General features: G+C 62.7%; 15 protein-coding genes. 9 read left to right on the top strand and 6 right to left on the bottom strand.

The genetic code is table 11. From position 1 onward, the window contains the following. Positions 1–17: 17 nt before the first annotated feature. The 5 genes from DM807_RS20375 to DM807_RS20355 all read right to left on the bottom strand — a co-directional run bounded on the left by DM807_RS20375 (position 18) and on the right by DM807_RS20355 (position 5,166). A complete protein-coding gene (locus DM807_RS20375; protein WP_012272732.1) occupies positions 18–1,154 on the bottom strand; it encodes an MFS transporter in 1,137 nt (378 codons plus the stop codon). A gap of 76 nt (positions 1,155–1,230) precedes the next feature. Continuing rightward, positions 1,231–1,953 carry a proteasome-type protease gene (locus DM807_RS20370; protein ID WP_069942442.1) on the bottom strand — a complete coding sequence of 241 codons (723 nt, stop codon included), beginning with the start codon at positions 1,951–1,953 and terminating at the stop codon, positions 1,231–1,233. Positions 1,954–2,026: 73 nt separating this feature from the next. Further along, complete coding sequence (locus DM807_RS20365) at positions 2,027–2,806, bottom strand: transglutaminase family protein (protein ID WP_012272730.1); 780 nt, start codon at positions 2,804–2,806, stop codon at positions 2,027–2,029. Further along, complete coding sequence (locus DM807_RS20360) at positions 2,803–3,753, bottom strand: alpha-E domain-containing protein (protein ID WP_179027814.1); 951 nt, start codon at positions 3,751–3,753, stop codon at positions 2,803–2,805. Before DM807_RS20360 ends, DM807_RS20365 begins: the two co-directional genes overlap by 4 nt. A gap of 3 nt (positions 3,754–3,756) precedes the next feature. Then, the gene (locus tag DM807_RS20355) at positions 3,757–5,166 is read right to left on the bottom strand and encodes a circularly permuted type 2 ATP-grasp protein (RefSeq protein ID WP_012272728.1); all 1,410 of its coding nucleotides are present in this window, start codon (positions 5,164–5,166) and stop codon (positions 3,757–3,759) included. A 552-nt stretch (positions 5,167–5,718) separates the two neighbouring features. On the opposite strand from DM807_RS20355, the gene DM807_RS20350 reads away from it, so the two are divergent. Next, positions 5,719–6,282 (top strand): hypothetical protein, encoded by a 564-nt coding sequence (locus DM807_RS20350; RefSeq protein WP_012272727.1) that lies wholly within the window; start codon positions 5,719–5,721, stop codon positions 6,280–6,282. A gap of 107 nt (positions 6,283–6,389) precedes the next feature. Here the strand turns inward: DM807_RS20350 and DM807_RS20345 are convergent, their stop codons facing one another. Then, positions 6,390–7,316 carry a LysR family transcriptional regulator gene (locus DM807_RS20345; RefSeq protein ID WP_060515297.1) on the bottom strand — a complete coding sequence of 309 codons (927 nt, stop codon included), beginning with the start codon at positions 7,314–7,316 and terminating at the stop codon, positions 6,390–6,392. 268 nt (positions 7,317–7,584) lie between these two features. Between DM807_RS20345 and speB the strand changes: the two genes are divergently transcribed. The 8 genes from speB (at position 7,585) to gcvH (ending at position 17,558) form a co-directional block, all read left to right on the top strand. Beyond that, positions 7,585–8,556: an agmatinase gene (gene speB, locus DM807_RS20340; protein WP_012272725.1), complete on the top strand. Its 972-nt coding sequence runs from the start codon at positions 7,585–7,587 to the stop codon at positions 8,554–8,556. Positions 8,557–8,571: 15 nt separating this feature from the next. Continuing rightward, complete coding sequence (locus tag DM807_RS20335) at positions 8,572–10,080, top strand: aldehyde dehydrogenase family protein (protein ID WP_179027813.1); 1,509 nt, start codon at positions 8,572–8,574, stop codon at positions 10,078–10,080. 96 nt (positions 10,081–10,176) lie between these two features. Beyond that, the gene (locus DM807_RS20330) at positions 10,177–10,356 is read left to right on the top strand and encodes a hypothetical protein (RefSeq protein WP_012272723.1); all 180 of its coding nucleotides are present in this window, start codon (positions 10,177–10,179) and stop codon (positions 10,354–10,356) included. Then, entirely contained in the window at positions 10,353–11,822 is a 1,470-nt protein-coding gene (locus DM807_RS20325; protein WP_179027812.1) for a cytosine permease, read from the top strand. The genes DM807_RS20330 and DM807_RS20325 overlap by 4 nt, the downstream gene beginning before the upstream one ends. A 4-nt stretch (positions 11,823–11,826) precedes the next feature. After that, a complete protein-coding gene (betA, locus tag DM807_RS20320; RefSeq protein WP_012272721.1) occupies positions 11,827–13,515 on the top strand; it encodes a choline dehydrogenase in 1,689 nt (562 codons plus the stop codon). A 353-nt stretch (positions 13,516–13,868) separates the two neighbouring features. Then, positions 13,869–15,293, top strand: coding sequence for a D-serine/D-alanine/glycine transporter (gene cycA / locus DM807_RS20315; RefSeq protein WP_179027811.1), 1,425 nt, complete (start codon positions 13,869–13,871; stop codon positions 15,291–15,293). A gap of 94 nt (positions 15,294–15,387) precedes the next feature. Then, positions 15,388–16,920: a sigma-54-dependent transcriptional regulator gene (locus DM807_RS20310; protein WP_060515290.1), complete on the top strand. Its 1,533-nt coding sequence runs from the start codon at positions 15,388–15,390 to the stop codon at positions 16,918–16,920. Between the two features lie 260 nt (positions 16,921–17,180). Next, entirely contained in the window at positions 17,181–17,558 is a 378-nt protein-coding gene (gene gcvH / locus DM807_RS20305) for a glycine cleavage system protein GcvH (RefSeq protein WP_012272718.1), read from the top strand. Positions 17,559–17,568 lie beyond the last annotated feature (10 nt).

The raw sequence follows: 17,568 nt of genomic DNA, 5'->3' as shown, positions 1-17,568 counted from the left end.
ATGCATGGCGTCAGCACTTATTGTCGCGCCGACCAGGCGCAATTCAAGGCTGCCATCGCGATCGCCAGTGCCGCCCCGGCGTAGGCCCAGATCGCTGGCACCTGCGGCAGCAGCACACCCGCCAGCATCGGCCCGAGCCCCGCGCCAATGTCACGCCACACGGCGTTGCCGGCCAGCGCCTGGATGCGTTGTTGCGGGTTGCGCAGGGCCACCAGTGTCATCACCAGCGGCAGTTGCAGGGCGCGTAGCACCAGCACGAAGAAGGCGCCGATGAACAACCAGTGGCTGGCAAACAGCAGCAGCGCCAGCGACGTGGCCAGTGACAGCGCTACCAACATGCGCAGCGGCCCGAAGCGGTCGGCCAGGCGCCCGCCGAAGGGGCTGAAGAGCATTTCGCTCAGGTAGCGCACCGCCATCAGCACGCCCGCTGCCAGCACGCCGGACTCCCCCAGGTGGGTTTGTGCGTAGAGCGAGAGGCCGAAGATGAACAAGCCGTCCAGGGTCACCCCTTCGATGAAGGACCAGGTAGCGATGCTGTCGGGCAGGCGCAGGCGCCGGCCCCCGCGGCTGGCGACCGCGTGGCCGGTGCCGGGCAGGGCGCGCGCACGCCACAGCCCGAACAAAGCACCGATGCAGAGCACGAAGAACACACTGCGCGGGCCGTAGGCCTGTGCCATCAGTGCACCCAGCGGCAAGGCCAGCATTGGCCCGATGGAAAGGGTCGCTCGCGAGCGCCCCGCACGGCGTGCCGCCCCTTGTACCTCAGCGGTAGCGAGGGTTTGGGTACTCAGGTTGAACGTGGCAAAGCACAGGCCCCAGACCAGGCGCAGCAACAGTAGCGCGGCGAAACCGGTCAGCATCGCATTGCCCAGTGCGCACACGGCGGCGGCGAAGGCCGCAAGGCTGCAGGCCGCGCGGTCACCATGGCGGGCATAGAAGCGCACGACCCAGCCGTAACCGATGATGCGCACCAGGCGGTTGGCCGCCAGCAGCACGCCAGCTTCGGCCAAGGTCACGCCGAAGTCGGCTGCGTACATCGGCAGCAGCAGGTAGAGCAGTACGTCACTGGGCAGGCACAGGCTGAGCACCTGGGCCGCGTTGCGCGAGTCTCGGTCGGCGCGTTGGGTTTGCACCGGAGTGGCGACGGACGACATGACAATCTCGTGACAAGGGGAGGGTGCAGGATAACCTGCGTCGCTTCCCCAATGAAACCTGGCCACGGCGCCTCATTCAGCCATAAGGCGGCGCCGGCAGTTCAGCCAGGAGTGTCTTCAACCCGTCGCTCCATTGCCTGCGAATTTGCTGGTAATAGGCATCGTCGCTGTTGATGCGCCTGCGTGTCATGCTCTCCAGGCTGTTCTTGCGGTACACCAGCAAGTCCAGCGGCATGCCCACCGACAGGTTGCTGCGGATGGTGGAGTCGAACGAAATCAGGCCACAGCGCAACGCTTCATCGAGCGGCGTGCGGTAATCCAGGTTGCGGTCGAGTATGGGTCGGCCGTACTTGCTTTCACCCAGTTGCAGGAACGGAGTATCCGGCGTGGCCTGAAAGAAATTGCCCTGCGCGTAGACATTGAAAATGGCCATGGGCCCGGCGGCTATCTGGCCGCCGACAATGAATGAACTGCTCAGGTCGATGCCCGCGGTGAGTTTGCTGCGGTCACGGCTGACCACTTCGCGCAGGGTGTCGGCAACCAGCACCGTGGCATCGAAAAGCGTGGCAACGTTCAGCAGGTGCTGGCCGCTGCCCAGGGTACGCTGGCGCAGCAGGTTGACCACGGACTGCGAGGTCGCCAGGTTGCCGGCGGTCTGCAGCACGATCAGCCGCTCGCCTGGCACGCTGAAGACGAACAACTTGGCAAAGGTGGAGATCTGGTCGATGCCGGCATTGGTGCGTGAGTCGCTGATGAAGACGAGCCCGTCCTCCAGGTGCATGGCGACGCAGTAAGTCATGCGGTTTCCCTTGTGTTGCGTATGGAGTGGCCTTGCCGCGCTCGCGCGACAAGACCTGCCTGCAGCCAACCTGTCACTGGCGATGAACGTGGACGCTGGCCTGCATCGATTCGACGCCGCCGCCACGGCGCACCCCCCTGACTGGGCAGGCATCGAGGTAGTCCAGGCCAACTGCCAGCTTCAGGTGACGTTCTGGGCGCGTCAGGCGGTTGGTGACGTCGAAGCTGAACCAGGCGTCGTTGATCCACGCTTCGGCCCAGGCGTGGCTGGCCAGATGCTGCTCGTCCTCGGTGCACAGGTAACCGGAAACGTAGCGTGCCGGCACCCCCAGGCTGCGTGCGCAGGCCAGGAAGGCATGGGTGTGGTCCTGGCACACGCCAGCGCCACCCCTGAACGCTTCGATGGCTGTGGTGCCCACCGAGGTGGCCCCAGGGCTGTAGGGCATGTGCTCGGCCAGGCCTTGCATCAGCCCCGTCAATGCCCCCCGGTCGCGATGCTTGCCGCACTGCCGGTTGGCGAAGGCCTTGAGTGTGTCATCGGCTTGAGTCAGTCGGCTGTCACGCAGGAAGGGCAGAGGCGACTGGCTTTCGCCCTCCTGCTCGCAATCCGGGTCGATCTCTACCTGGCCACTGGCAGTCAGTGCAAGGTGCCCGTGGGGTTTGTCCAGGGTCAGCACATGCAGGATGTTGCCGTACGGGTCGATCTGGCTCTTGACCTTGCTGGGAAGGACCAGTTGCCAATCATCGATGCGTTGGCGTTCGCTGCTGCGTGGCGTCAGGCGCAGGAACTGAATGCTGTTGCTGACGTCGCTGGCGTAGCTGTAGGTAGTGTCGTGGCGAATGCACAGTTTCATACAACCTCCAGGTAGGAGTGATGGACCGCCTGGCCCAGTTGGTTGACGCGGCCGATGAAGTCGGTCAACCAGGCGTGCAAGCCTGCGTCGAGGACTTCCTCGATGGCGGTGTAGCGCAGGCGCGCATTGAGTTCGGCGGCCATGCGCTGGGCGGCGCGCCCGCTGCTGCCCGGCAGGCCAGCCAGGATCAGGTCCAGCTCCTCGATGCAGGCGTGCAGCGAGCGCGGCACATCAACCCGCAACAACAGCAGCTCGGACACCGGCCGGGCACTGGGCGCGGCGCGATACAGCTCGTTGAAGGCTTCATACGAGGTCAGCGCGCGCAGCAAGGCGCTCCATTGGTAGTAGCCGCGGGCGGAACTATCGCTGACCTCTTCGGAGGCTTCGCCGAACATTTCGTAACGCGCATCGAGCAGGCGCAGGGTGTTGTCCGCCCGTTCCAGGAAGGTCCCCAGGCGGATGAAACTGTAGGCGTCGTTGCGCATGATGGTGCCGGAGGTCGCGCCACGGAACAGGTGCGAGCGCTCCTTGACCCAGTCGCAGAACTGGCTGATGCCATAGCGGCCAAGGCCATTGCTGGCGATGTTGCGCATTTCGATCCAGGTGGCATTGATGTTCTCCCACATGTCGGCGGTGATCCGGCCGCGCACCGCATGGGCATTGGTCCTGGCGGCCTGCAGGCAGCAATAGATACTGCTGGGGTTGGTCGCGTCGAGGGCGAAGAAGTGCAGCATGCGCTCGGTGTCGAGCTCGGTGTGCCGGCGGATGTAGTCGTCCAGTGTGCCGGAGGCCAACAGCGACATCGCCAGCTCGGCATGGCCGTCGCTGCGCCCAGCCTGTGGCATCAGCGACAGCGAATAGCTGACCTCAAGCATGCGCGCGAGGTTTTCTGCACGTTCCAGGTAGCGGGACATCCAGTACAGGTCCGAAGCGGTTCGCGAAAGCATGGTTCAGTCCTCCACCACCCAGGTGTCCTTGGTACCGCCGCCCTGCGACGAGTTGACCACCAGCGAGCCTTCCTGCAATGCCACGCGGGTCAGGCCGCCGGGCACCAGGCGCGTTTCACTGCCCGATAGCACGAACGGGCGCAGGTCGATGTGGCGCGGTGCGATGCCACTGTCGACGAAGGTCGGGCAGGTTGAAAGGCACAAGGTGGGTTGCGCGATATAGGCGTGCGGGCGGGCTTTGATGCGCGCACGAAAGTCCTCGATCTGGGCTGCAGTCGACGCCGGCCCGACCAACATGCCATAGCCGCCGGAGCCTTGGGTTTCCTTGACCACCAGTTTGGGCAGGTGGGCCAGCACATGGGACAGGTCCGCCGGCTTGCGGCATTGCCAGGTCGGCACGTTGTTGAGGATCGGCTCTTCGCTCAGGTAGAAGCGGATCATGTCGTCGACATACGGGTAGATCGACTTGTCGTCGGCCACGCCCGTGCCCACTGCGTTGGCCAGCACCACATTGCCGGCACGGTACACCGAGATCAGCCCCGGTACGCCCAGTGTCGATTCCGGGTTGAAAGACAGCGGGTCGAGGTAGTCGTCGTCCAGGCGCCGGTAGATCACGTCCACTTGTTGTGGGCCGGCGGTGGTGCGCATGTAGACATGCTCGTCACGCACGAACAGGTCAGCGCCTTCGACCAGCTCGATACCCATTTCCCGGGCCAGAAAGGCATGCTCGAAGTAGGCGCTGTTGAACCGGCCAGGGGTGAGCAGCACGGCAGTGGGGTTGTCCAGTGGGCTGGCGCTCTTGAGTGTGTCCAGCAGCAGGTTGGGGTAGTGGTCGATGGGCGCGATACGCTGCGCGGCAAACAGTTCGGGGAACAGGCGCATCATCATCTTGCGGTCTTCGAGCATGTAGCTGACGCCGCTGGGGGTGCGCAGGTTGTCTTCCAGCACGAAGTAGCTGCCATCGCCGTCCCGCACCAGGTCGACCCCGGCGATATGGGCATACAGCCCACGGTGCAGGTCCAGGCCCTGCATGGCGATCTGGTAGCCCTCGTTGGCCAGTACTTGCTCTGGCGGGATGATGCCGGCCTTGAGGATGCGCTGGTCGTGGTAGATGTCCTGCAGGAACAGGTTCAGCGCCTGCACCCGCTGGATACAGCCACGCTCGACCGTGCGCCATTCGCTGGCGCGGATGCTGCGCGGGATGATATCGAAGGGGATCAGGCGTTCGGTGTCCTGTTTGTCGCCGTACAAGGTGAAGGTGATGCCAGCGCGGTGGAACAGCAGATCGGCCTCGCGCCGGCGCTGCTCCAACAGCTCCAGCGGGGTGTTGGCCAGCCAGCGGGCGAACTCCTGGTAATGCGGGCGGCAACTGCCGTTCGCTTCGTACATTTCATTGAAAAAAGCCCGGGACATACCCACTCCTTGCCGCCGTCGCCGGCAGCTTCATTGCTGTTTTTCTGGGTTCTACAGGGTGCTGCCTTGCTGGGGTCGGTGGGTGCTGTGAGCCTCGGTTGCAAGTGATCGTCTATGCGTCATGCGCACAATTGCCTTTGCAATGAAGGTGCCTAAAGGCCTGTGGCGTTCCGAAATAGAGTGGAACGGGCGCGAAAACAGCAAATAGGTGCTGCTTCAGGTTGCCAGTACACGGCGGTGTTCGCCTCGGCCCCAAACAAGCAACACCTGGCTGGAAGAAGACGTGCATCAAAAAAGGGCACTTTGAATCCGCTTATGGGTTTTGACCCGCGTTGGGGCGTGCAGCGAGCAGGCTGTCCGGTGTCACCTGCGAAGAGGGCGGTATTACTTGCCAGAGCGCTCGGGAGCAAGCTTCGGAGGTAATGGCTCATGGACCTGACACCTGATGGATGGCACTGACGAATACAGCGGTGGCACAATAATGGCGGTCACCTTTGTAGCGTTTGCGCAAGGCTGGCGCTATTTCCAATTTTTCGTTTGCCAGGGACACCCATGCGTCAACCAATAAGAACGCTGAACGCCGAAAACATACACGCCATCAAGAGTGAGTTTGAACAGAGCCTTGATTGCCTGGGGGCGTCAATTCAAGGCAAGCACGGTGTTCAGCTATTGACTTCGATCAAGCGGGATAAGGTGGGGGCCGGCCCCTACCCGCAGGTCACCCTCTTTGAAGCTGCCAACCGAATCATGTCCGACCTGGTGATCCTCAATGGCATCGCTGGCCTGCTTAGAGAAAAAACATTCCCGTTCACCGAATACACGGTGGAGTTTGGAAATGAAGACAAGAACGGCTTCGACATTCGCGCCTCCTCCCCCAGCGAAACGCTGATTGGCGAGGCCTTCAATGTCGCGCCGTCGTTCTTCCAAGGCAAAAAGGCCAGCGCACTGCGCAAGTTACGTCAAGGCGGCGCTGCCGCACGCTACAAGCTGCTCATGTTCAATTCAGATGCCACGCCTGAACGGTATTCAGCCAAGCATGAACCGGGCACCTTCCACATTGCAGTCGATATTGCCTCCGGCATGATCTCGGTGCGCTGCGCGCCGGTGACAGCGTAAATTCCAACAACGAAAAGATCAGTCCAAAACCTGCTGCACGGTTCGTCAGGAGGATGAGCATTTCAGAGTGACTACGTATTTGCTGAAGACATTGCTCAAAGACATTTCTAGACGGCGTCGAGATGAGAGGCCGTCCTCACGGTACAGGCAGCCAAATCCTCCAGAAAGGCCTGCAGGATAGGCGGGCGCGACACACCGCGCCGGGTAGCCACATCGAAGGGCGAGCTGAGGTCCAGCGTGTTGGCCCCCAGGCGGCGCATTTCGCCGGTCTTGACCCATTGCTCGGCAAAGTGCACGGGCAAAAAGCCGATATAGGCCCCGGAAATGATCAGGATCGCCGCTGCCTCGATGTTCTCCACCGTCGCATCGGCCTTGGTGATGCCCAACTGCTCCAGGTCGTACTGCTGCATGTAGCCGCGCACCACGATACGGCTTTGGCGCACGTCCTCCATCAGTCGGCCGTTGCCCGCATTGCTGGCAAACAGCGGGTGACGCCTGCCGCAGTACAGGCCAAGCGCCTCGTCATAAAGCGGCAGGTAGGACAGCCCGGCGACGCGCATGGGGAAATGGCCGATGGCCAGGTGCAGCCTGCCGTCCAGCACGCGCTCTTCAAGTTCTGCCGGGGCACCGATGTAGATGTGCAGGTGGGCATCATGCCCACGTGAAACGAAGCGTTGGGTGGTGCGCGGCAGTGGCGAGACGGGGTCGGTCAGGGTGGAGTCGATGATGCCCAGGTTGAGCTTGCCGCTGATGTGCTGCTTGAGCACGTCGGCGTCCAGGCAAAAGCTCTCCACGGCACTGAGCAGGCGCAGGGTTGCCTCATGGATTGCCACCCCTTGCTCGGTCAGGCGAAAGCCACTGCGCCCGCGCTGGCAAAGCCTGACCCCCAGGCGGGTTTCCAGGTGCGACATCTGTTCGCTGATGGTCGACTGCCCGGCATTGAGCGCCGCTTGCGCTGCGGAAAAGCCGCCGCACCGGACGATAGTGGTGAATACCCTGAGCAGCTTCAGGTCGACATCGTGGAGCTGGATCACCGTAGCCTCCCGGCAGAGCCTCACATCGCCAGTGCTGATATGAGCGCCCATGTATTGTTCTTGTTGCGCAAGCTAAACATGAGCGCCTCGCCACTGCAATGCCTGGCATTTTCTGGACTCGCTGCCTGCCAATACTTCGGGCTATGGCGATGTATGTATCTGCACTTGCGCATTTTTCCCCGCCAACCTGGTTGCCATAGTGGCTGCAACGGTGGTCGAGCAGTCGCCCCGTCTCCTGACATAGAACAACACGTGGAGAAAGCAGAACATGGCAAAGCACGGTTACGAGTCTGGCCGCCTGAACCTGCCCTTCGTGGGCCATTGCACGTTCGCCAAGGCGCCGGTATGCACCGACTGGGCGGCAATCGACGCCGATGTGGCGATTTTGGGGGCACCCAACGACATGGGCACCCAGTGGCGTTCGGGTGCGCGTTTTGGGCCGCGCGGCATTCGTGAGGCATCGACCTTGTTTTCCTTCGGCCATGCCGGTGCCTATGACTTCGAAGATGACGCCACCTACCTGACCGAAGACCAGGTGCGCATGGTCGATGTGGGCGACGCCGACATCGTGCACACCGACATGGCCAGCAGTAACGCCAACATCGAGTCGGCCGTGCGGCAGATTCTTGCGGCGGGGGCGATGCCGGTGGTGCTGGGCGGTGACCATTCGGTGCATGCCCCGGTGATCAAGGCGTTCGAAGGCCATGGGCCGATCCACATCGTGCATTTCGACGCCCACCTGGATTTCGTCGACGAGCGCCACGGCGTGCGCTACGGCCACGGCAGCCCGCTGCGCCGCGCATCGGAGCTGGAGCACATCGTTGGCATGACCCAAATGGGCATCCGCAACGTGTCCTCATCCAACCGCGACGACTACGACGCCGCGCGTGACGCCGGTTCGCAGATTCTTTCGGTGCGTGACGTACGTCGGTTGGGCTGCGAGGGCGTGCTGGCGAAAATTCCTGAAGGCCGCAACTACTACATCACCATCGACATCGACGGCTTCGACCCGTCCATCGCCCCGGGCACTGGCACGCCGAGCCATGGCGGATTCTTGTACTACGAAGTGCTGGAGATCATCCAGGCCCTGGCCCGGCGCAGCCATGGCCGCATCGTCGGCATGGACCTGGTCGAAGTGGCCCCGGCCTACGACCCCACCGGCATGACCTCGATCCTGGCCGCACAATTGCTGATGAACAGCATCGGCTTCATCTTCCACGCGCGCGCCAACGCCCGCTGACTCGGAGACTGTACTGTGGACAACAAGGTTAAAGCCTACTTGCAGGCCTTTGGCGTTTCCGAGGCGACCCAGCGTTTTCTCAGCAAGCCGCAGCGCATGTTCATCGGCGGTGCCTGGCTGGAGGCCAGCGACGGAGGTACCGCCGAGGTCATCGAGCCCTCCACCGAAGGGGTACTGACACGCATCCCCATGGGCACCGCAGATGACCTCGACCGTGCCGTGTGCGCCGCGCGCGCGCAGTTCGACGGTGGTGCCTGGCGCCAGCTGAAGCCGCTGGAGCGCGAGCGCCTGATTCATCGCCTGGCCGACTTGATCGAAACCCACGGCGACGAATTGGCGCAGATCGAAGCCATCGACATGGGCAAGTCGGTGGTGCAGGCGCGCGCAGTCGACATCCAGGGCACGGTCGATACCCTGCGCTATTTCGCCGGCTGGGCCAGCAAGATCCACGGCCGGACGGTCGAGCCTTCGCTGCCTGGCAACTACCTGGCGTATACCCGCAAGGAGGCAGTGGGTGTGGTCGGCGCCATCGTGCCGTGGAACTTCCCCCTGCAGACCATGGCCTGGAAACTGGGCGCGGCGCTGGCCACCGGCTGCACCGTGGTGGTCAAACCGGCGGAGCTGACCTCGCTGTCGGCGCTGCGCTTTGCCGAGCTGGTACAGGCGGCAGGTATTCCCGATGGCGTGGTGAACATCGTGACCGGGCGCGGCAGCGTGGTCGGCCAGGCGATGTCCAGCCACCCAGGCATCGACAAGCTGAGCTTTACCGGCTCTACCCCAGTGGGGTGTGCGGTGGGCAAGACGGCGATGGACCAGATGAAGCGCCTTACCCTCGAACTGGGTGGCAAGTCACCGGTGATCGTGTTTGCCGACGCGGACATCGAGGCGGCGGCGCAAGCCGTGGCCAATGGGGTGTTCTTCAACTCTGGGCAGGTGTGTGATGCCGGTACCCGTGCGTATGTAGAGCGCAGTGTCTATCCGGCATTTCTCGACGCGTTGGCACGCTACACGGCGACGTTGAAGATTGCCCCAGGGCTTGACCCCGATTGCTTCATCAGCCCGATGGTGTCGCAGCAACAGCAGCGGCGCGTGCTGGACTATATCGCCCTGGGTAAGGCCGAAGGCGCGCAGGTGCACTATGGTGGCGAGCTGCTCGACGGCCACGGCTTCTACGTGCAGCCGACGATCTTCGCCCATTGCCGCAATGACATGCGCATCGTCAGCGAGGAGATCTTCGGCCCTGTGCTGGTCACTCAGCCGTTCGACAGCCAGGAGGAGGCACTGCAGCTTGCCAACGACTCGCTGTTTGGCCTGGCAGCGGCGATCTACTCCAACGACCTGGGCAAGGTGCATGGGCTGATCCCGCAGCTTCGCGCCGGCACCGTATACGTCAATGCCCACAGTACCCTCGACCCGGCCATGCCGTTCGGTGGCTACAAACAGTCCGGCTACGGCAAGGACCTGGGCGCGGAACAACTGGAGTTTCTGCTGGAGACCAAGGCGGTGTGGATCACCTTGCCCTGAGGTTCAGGGCCGGCCTGCGTCGCTGAGGTTTGGCGAGCGACGTGGGTTCAATCAAGCATCGAATTTCAAGAACAAGAACCTGTAGAGGTGATGCCGATGAACAGCCAAGTGGATGTAGAGCGTGCGCAAGACCTGGAAAGGCGCCTGTGCGCCTATGAGGAACTGGAGAGGAGGGCGCATTGGCCGGGCGCCCTGACGGCGGCAGATGTGGTCGCACTCGCTTTGCTGGTGCTGGTGATGATCGCTGGCGCGTACTACCTGGGAGGCCACCCATGAGTGCTTCCCGTGAGCAGGAGTTTCGCCTGGGTGCGGAACGTGGTGACACCCCCTTGCTGCCCAGTGAGCGGGTGTGGGGTTTTTGGGGCTTTGCCTACGCCAACTCGGCGCTGGCGGTGGCTACCTGGGTGTTCCTGATCGGCGGTGCCACGGCGCTGTTCGTCGGCCCCTTGCAAGGGATTGCGGCGATCATCATCGGCAACATCATCGGCGTGGTCCTGGCAGCCTCGTCCACCTGCCTGCCCTGCGGCAAGTACGGTGTCGAGCAGTTCACCTTCCTGCGCAGCATGTTCGGCCTCAATGGCAGCCGCCTGGTCTACTTCCTCTCGGTGGTGGTGCTGACCATGGGTTGGCTGGCGGTGCTGGGGCTGATGTGCGGGCGGGCGCTGGACAACCTGCAGACCCTGGTGCACCAGGCCCAACCCAGCGGCGACGGTTGGCTGGTGACCGGCGGGGCGTTGCTGGCCATTGTGCTGGCAGCGCTGGTCGCCATGCGCGGGCCAGACATGATCCGCCGCCTGAGTGCGGTGATCGCGCCCAGCCTGATCCTGATCATGCTGGCGCTGATGTACTTCATTTCGCGCCGCTACAGCCTTGACCAGCTGCTGGCCATGCCGCCCTTGCAGCCACCGTTCGAGAACCCGCACGTCAACTTCATGGTCGCGGTGGAAATCAACATTGCCGCGGGCTTTTCCTGGTGGCCCTACATCGGCAACCTGTCGCGCCTGTGCAGCAACCAGCGTACCGCCTTCTGGCCCAACCTGGTGGGCATCTTCGGTGCCGCTTCACTGGGCGAGTCGGTCAGCCTGTTCGCCGCCACCACCCTGGGCAGCAGCGACCCTACCGCCTGGATGCGCCTGGCCGGTGGCATGGGCTTTGGCATCATCGCCCTGAGTTTCCTGGCGCTGGCCAACCTGACCGGCATGGTCAACATCCTCTACACGGCGGTGATCGGCCTGCGTCAGCTGGCCGGGGAACGGCTGCGCAGCATGGGCTGGGGGGTATTGATCACGCTGTTCTGCATCATCCCGGTGGTGATCGTGGTGCTGGTGCCGGGTATCTACGATGGCTTCTTCATCTTTTTGGTGTGGACCTCCGCACTCAACAGCGCCCTGGCCGGCATTGGCATCGCCGATTACTTCTTCCTTCGCAAGCAGCGGTTGAACCTGCGCCAGCTCTACGCCGAACCAAGCGTGTCACCCCTGCGCTACTGCAAAGGCTTCAACCCCATTGCGCTGGTGGCGCTGGTGGCGGGCTTTGCGATCTATGTGGTGGTGTTCAACCCGCAGACCCTGGCCCATACCGACTTCTTCACCTTCGCCACGGCCTCGCTACCGTCCTGCCTGCTGGCCGGGCTGGTGCATTACGGCTTGACCCGACTGCTGGCCGCGCGCCTGGGTTGGGGCGGCTACCCAAAGCGTAACGAACGCAACATCGAGGCCGTCGGCCTTCGCGCACAGGACTAGAACAATGACCAAGCGATACGACTACATCATCATCGGTGCGGGCTCTGCCGGCTGCGTGTTGGCCAACCGCCTCAGCGAAGACGCCGGTACCTCGGTGCTGGTACTGGAGTTCGGTGGCAGCGACCGCAGCGTGCTGATCCAGATGCCCAGTGCGTTCTCCTTGCCGATGAACACCAAGAAATACAACTGGCACTACGAGACCGTGGCCGAGCCGCATCTGGACAACCGGCGCCTGCATTGCCCTCGGGGCAAGGTGCTGGGCGGCTCGTCGTCGATCAATGGCCTGGTCTACATCCGCGGCCATGCCTGTGATTTCGATGAGTGGGAAAGCCTCGGCGCGAAGAACTGGAGCTACCGCAACTGCCTGCCGTACTTCAAACGTGCCGAGCAGTACAAGTTCGGTGGCGACGACTACCGGGGCGGCGCCGGGCCGCTGTCGACCAACAACGGCAACAATATGCAGAACCCGCTGTATGGTGCCTGGGTCGAGGCGGGCGCCGAAGCCGGCTACATCAAGACCGATGACTGCAACGGTTACATGCAGGAAGGCTTTGGTGCCATGCACATGACGGTGAAGGACGGTGTGCGCTGGTCCACCGCCAATGCCTACCTGCGCCCGGCGATGACCCGGCCGAACCTGACCGTGATCACCCATGCCATGACCCGGCGCATCCTGCTCGATGGCAAGCGGGCGGTGGGCGTGGAATATGACCATGGCGGGCAGACGCACAAGGTCATGTGCAACCGGGAAGTGCTGGTGGCGTCCGGCCCGATCGGCTCACCGCATTTACTGCAGCGCTCTGGCATCGGCCCAGCGGCGGTGCTGAAAAGCGCCGGCATTGAGGTGCGCCACGACCTGCCGGGGGTGGGCGAGAACCTGCAGGACCACTCGGAAATCTACATCCAGTATGCGTGCAAGCAACCGGTGACCCTCAACGGCAAGATGAACCTGCTGGGCAAGGCCATGATCGGCTTGCGCTGGCTGCTGTTCAAGGACGGGCTGGGGGCCAGCAACCACTTCGAAGCCGGCGGTTTCATCCGCTCGTCCAAGGGCTTGCGCTGGCCGGACATCCAGTTCCACTTCCTGCCGGCGGCCATGCGCTACGACGGCGACAAACCGTTCAAAGGCCATGGTTTCATGGTGCTGACCGGGCCCAACAAGCCCAAGAGCCGAGGCCATGTGCGGGCGTTGTCGGCCGACCCGTACCAGCATCCGCAAATCCGCTTCAACTACCTGGAGAGCGAAGAGGACCGCGAAGGTTTCCGTCGGTGCGTACGGCTGACCCGCGAGATCATCGCCCAGCCGGCCATGGACCGCTACCGTGGCGAGGAGCTGGCGCCCGGGCCGCAGGTGCAGACCGACGAAGAAATCGACGCCTTCGTGCGCGCGAACATGGAAAGCACCATGCACCCGTGCGGCTCGTGTCGTATGGGTGAGGATGAGATGGCGGTGGTCGATTCAATGCTGCGCGTGCGTGGATTGCAGGGGCTGCGGGTGATCGACTCGTCGGTGTTCCCGAGCGAGCCCAACGGCAACCTCAACGCGCCGACCATCATGCTGGCCGAGCGCGCAGCCGACCTGGTGCGCGGGCGTCAGCCGCTGGCGCCGGTCGATGTACCGGTGGGCCTGGTGGGGGGCTGGGAGGAGGAGCAGCGTAGCCGCAAGCCCGTGCGGGAGATGCCTATCCGTTAAATATCCGCTTGATGGGGTCAACGTGGGAGCGGCCAAGGCCGCTTCCACAGAGGCCAGTCGATGATTGTGGAGTGAATACGCTCCATTGGAATGATTTCGATACGTGGCGGGCAAGTGCAGTGCTGCCGATGCCTCCGGCAGTTAAACCGCCTGATTGATACGAATATATGGAGTGACTTCTTTACAGGAAGTACCCGTGCTCTCAATAAACCCCCTCTAACTAGCGCTATTTGCACTTGGCACAGACCTTGCTCCCGACCTTGCACTCGATCGGCGTTGAAAGTTGTTCATCCGGTCTCGAGCGTTGAACTTGTGACGTTATAAAAACAATTAAACTAGCAAGGTACATGACAATGAATAACTTGCCGCACGGTCACTGCCCGCCTGAGGGCGATACTCACGAACTCAAGCGCAACCTGTCCAACCGCCATATCCAGCTGATCGCCATCGGCGGTGCCATCGGCACCGGCCTGTTCATGGGCTCTGGCAAGACCATCAGCCTTGCCGGGCCTTCCATCATCTTTGTCTACATGATCATCGGCTTCATGCTGTTCTTCGTCATGCGGGCAATGGGCGAGCTGTTGCTGTCCAACTTGAATTACAAGTCGTTCATCGATTTTTCCGCCGACCTGTTAGGGCCGTGGGCAGGCTTCTTTACGGGCTGGACTTACTGGTTCTGCTGGATCGTCACCGGTATTGCCGACGTGATTGCGATCTCTGCCTATACCCAATTCTGGTTCCCGGACATGCCGTTGTGGATACCGGCGCTGGCGTGCGTTGGCCTGTTGCTCACGCTGAACCTGATGACGGTGAAGATGTTCGGGGAAATGGAGTTTTGGTTTGCCATGATCAAGATCGTGGCTATTTGCGCCCTGGTCTGCACAGGCTTCTATATGGTGGCGGCAGCGTACCAGTCGCCGGCCGGGCATGCGGCCGCGCTGGCCAACCTGTGGAACGACGGGGGGATGTTCCCCCATGGCGCCATGGGCTTCTTCGCTGGCTTCCAGATCGCCGTGTTTGCCTTCGTCGGCATCGAGCTGGTTGGCACCACTGCGGCCGAAACCAAGAACCCGGAGCGCAACCTGCCGCGGGCGATCAATTCGATTCCGGTGCGTATCATCGTTTTCTACGTGCTGGCGCTCATCGCCATCATGGCCGTGACCCCCTGGCGCGAAGTGGTGGCCAACAAGAGCCCCTTCGTCGAACTGTTCGTGCTGGCCGGCCTGCCCGCCGCTGCGGGCATCATCAACTTCGTGGTGCTGACCTCGGCCATGTCCTCGGCCAACAGCGGGGTGTTCTCCACCAGCCGCATGCTCTATGGCCTGGCGGTGGATGGTGATGCGCCCGGCAAGGTCAGTGCACTGTCCAGCCGTGCCGTGCCTTCCAATGGCCTGATCTTCTCCTGCGTGTGCCTGACTGGTGGGGCATTGGTCATCTACCTGGTGCCGAACATGCTCGATGCCTTCACGCTCATCACCACGGTGTCGGCGCTGCTGTTCATGTTCGTCTGGTCGATCATCCTGCTGTCGTACCTGGCGTACCGCAAGCAGCGTGACCCGTTGCACCAAGCGTCGAAGTACAAGATGCCGGGCGGCACCTTCATGTGCCGGGTGTGCCTGGCGTTCTTCGCCTTCATCCTGGCGTTGCTGGCCCTGGAAGCCGATACCCGCATGGCCTTGTACCTGGTACCGGTGTGGTTTGCCGTGCTGGGGCTGGCGTACCGCTCCATTCGGCAGAAGAAACAGGAGACCGCGCAGTTGTCGTTCGACGCCGATTGATCGGCACATTCACGTTTTGCCCAAGGGGGACGGCGCCATTGCGCTGTCCCCCTGTTGTCTTTCTGCCAGGCAGGGCTTTGGATAAGGAGCTTTGATGAGAATCCACGTCACTTTCGTCGACCGTGTCGGTATCACTCAGGAAATCCTGTCGCTGCTTGGGGCGCGCAACCTCAACCTGGACGCGGTGGAAATGATTCCGCCCAACGTCTACATCGATGCCCCAACTTTGTCTCCGGCCGTGCTGGATGAGCTGTATGCAGCCCTGTTGGGTGTGGACGGTGTACAGGAGGTGTCGCTGGTCGACTTCCTGCCTGGCCACCGCCGGCGCCTGCAGCTGGAAGCCTTGCTGGCGGCCATGAGTGACCCGGTGCTGGCTGTGGACCCCGCTGGCCATGTGCTGTTGGCCAACCCGACGCTGGTCAGCCTGGTGGGCCGCGAGCCGGCGGGGGAGCCGTTGAACAGATTGTTTGCCGAGCCGAACCTGGCCCGCACCCTGATCGACAAGGGCTTTCGCCTGCCGATGTGCGAGGTGAGCTTTCAGGACCAACCGTTGCTGTTGGAGGCTACGCCCATCAGCGGCGGGGCCGATGGCCTGGTCGGTGGCCTGCTGACCCTGTACCCGGCGAGTCGCATCGGCGAGCGCCTGGCCTCGTTGCTGCATGACAACGCAGACGGGCTGGGCGCGTTGTTGGGGGAGTCGGCGGTGCTGCAGGCGCTCAAGGCACGTTTGCACAAAGTGGCGAGCCTGGAGGCACCCTTGCTGATCCAGGGCGAGACCGGCACCGGCAAGGAGCTGGTGGCCCGCGCTTGCCATGCGCTCAGCGCCCGGCGCGACACGTCTTTCCTGGCGCTGAACTGCGCGGCACTGCCCGAAAGCCTGGCTGAAAGCGAACTGTTCGGCTATGCCGCTGGTGCCTTCACCGGCGCCCAACGTGGCGGCAAGCCAGGCCTGCTGGAACTGGCCGACGGCGGAACGGTGTTTCTCGATGAAGTGGGCGAGATGTCGCCGTACTTGCAGGCCAAGCTGTTGCGCTTTCTCAATGACGGCAGTTTTCGCCGGGTAGGGGGCGGCAACGAAGTGCGGGTGAATGTGCGCGTGGTCTGTGCCACCCACCGCAATCTGGAGAGCATGGTGATGGAGGGCAGTTTTCGCGAAGACCTGTACTACCGGCTGAACGTGCTCAACCTGAAGGTGCCGCCGCTGCGTGAGCGGGGCAAGGACATCCTGCTGCTGGCCGAACACTTTCTGCGCCAGGCCTGTGCGCAGATACAGCGTGGGCCATGCCGTCTGGCGTTGGCGACCCATCCGCTGCTGCTGGGCAATCGCTGGTCAGGTAACGTGCGCCAGTTGCAGAACGTGATTTTCCGCGCCGCGGCGATCAGCGAAGGCGAGGTGATCGACTGCGATGACCTGGAGCTGGCCGGTACCGCGTTGAGCAGTCAGCAGGCTGACGGGGCCGAAATCATCAGCCTGGAAGCCGCCGTTCAGGCCTTTGAAAAGTCCTTGCTTGAAAAGTTGTACGAGAGCTACCCCTCGACTCGGCAGTTGGCCGTGCGTCTGCAGACGTCTCACACTGCCATCGGCCAGCGCCTGCGCAAGTACGGGATCGCCAGCCGGGCTTTGTAACCGGCTCGGTGCGAATGCGCTCCGCTGGAGCGATAGCGCTCCGTTTGTCTGTGAGGCGCGCATTCAATGGGCGGCCCCAAAAGAAGCAGGCAGAGGGCTCAGGCAGTGGAGCGAATACGCTCCGCTGCAGGGGGGCGAAAACACTACGATACGTTTATAAGCACCTGATAAATATAAATAAATACTGATTGGCATTGCTCTTGCTCTGGTATCCGGCAGCCCCGCGAAGGGGCCTACCCAATAACAAGAGAGGACAATCCATGAGCACTCTGCGTTTTACCCCCGAACACGAATGGCTGCGCCTGGAGGCGACTGGCGAGTTGACCGTCGGTATTACCAGTTATGCCCAGGCGGCCTTGGGGGACGTGGTGTACGTACAGCTGCCGGAGCCGGGTGCGTATGGCGAGGGCAATGAAGTCGCGGTGCTCGAGTCGGTGAAGGCCGCCAGCAACATCACCATGCCTTTGACCGGCACCGTGGTGGCCGTCAACCAGGCGCTGGCCGACGACCCAGAGCTGGTCAACGCCTCGCCAATGCAGGACGGCTGGTTCTTCCGCATCCAGGCCAGCAACCCTGGCGACCTCGATAGCCTGATGGACCAGGACGGCTATGACCGTTTCCTGGCCGAAAACGCCTGAGCCGGGGTGG

The organism is Pseudomonas hunanensis, assembly GCF_013393325.1.
Taxonomy (GTDB): domain Bacteria; phylum Pseudomonadota; class Gammaproteobacteria; order Pseudomonadales; family Pseudomonadaceae; genus Aquipseudomonas; species Aquipseudomonas putida_P.
Note: the sequence above shows the minus strand (reverse complement) of the source record. Positions and strands in the feature narration are given on the sequence as shown.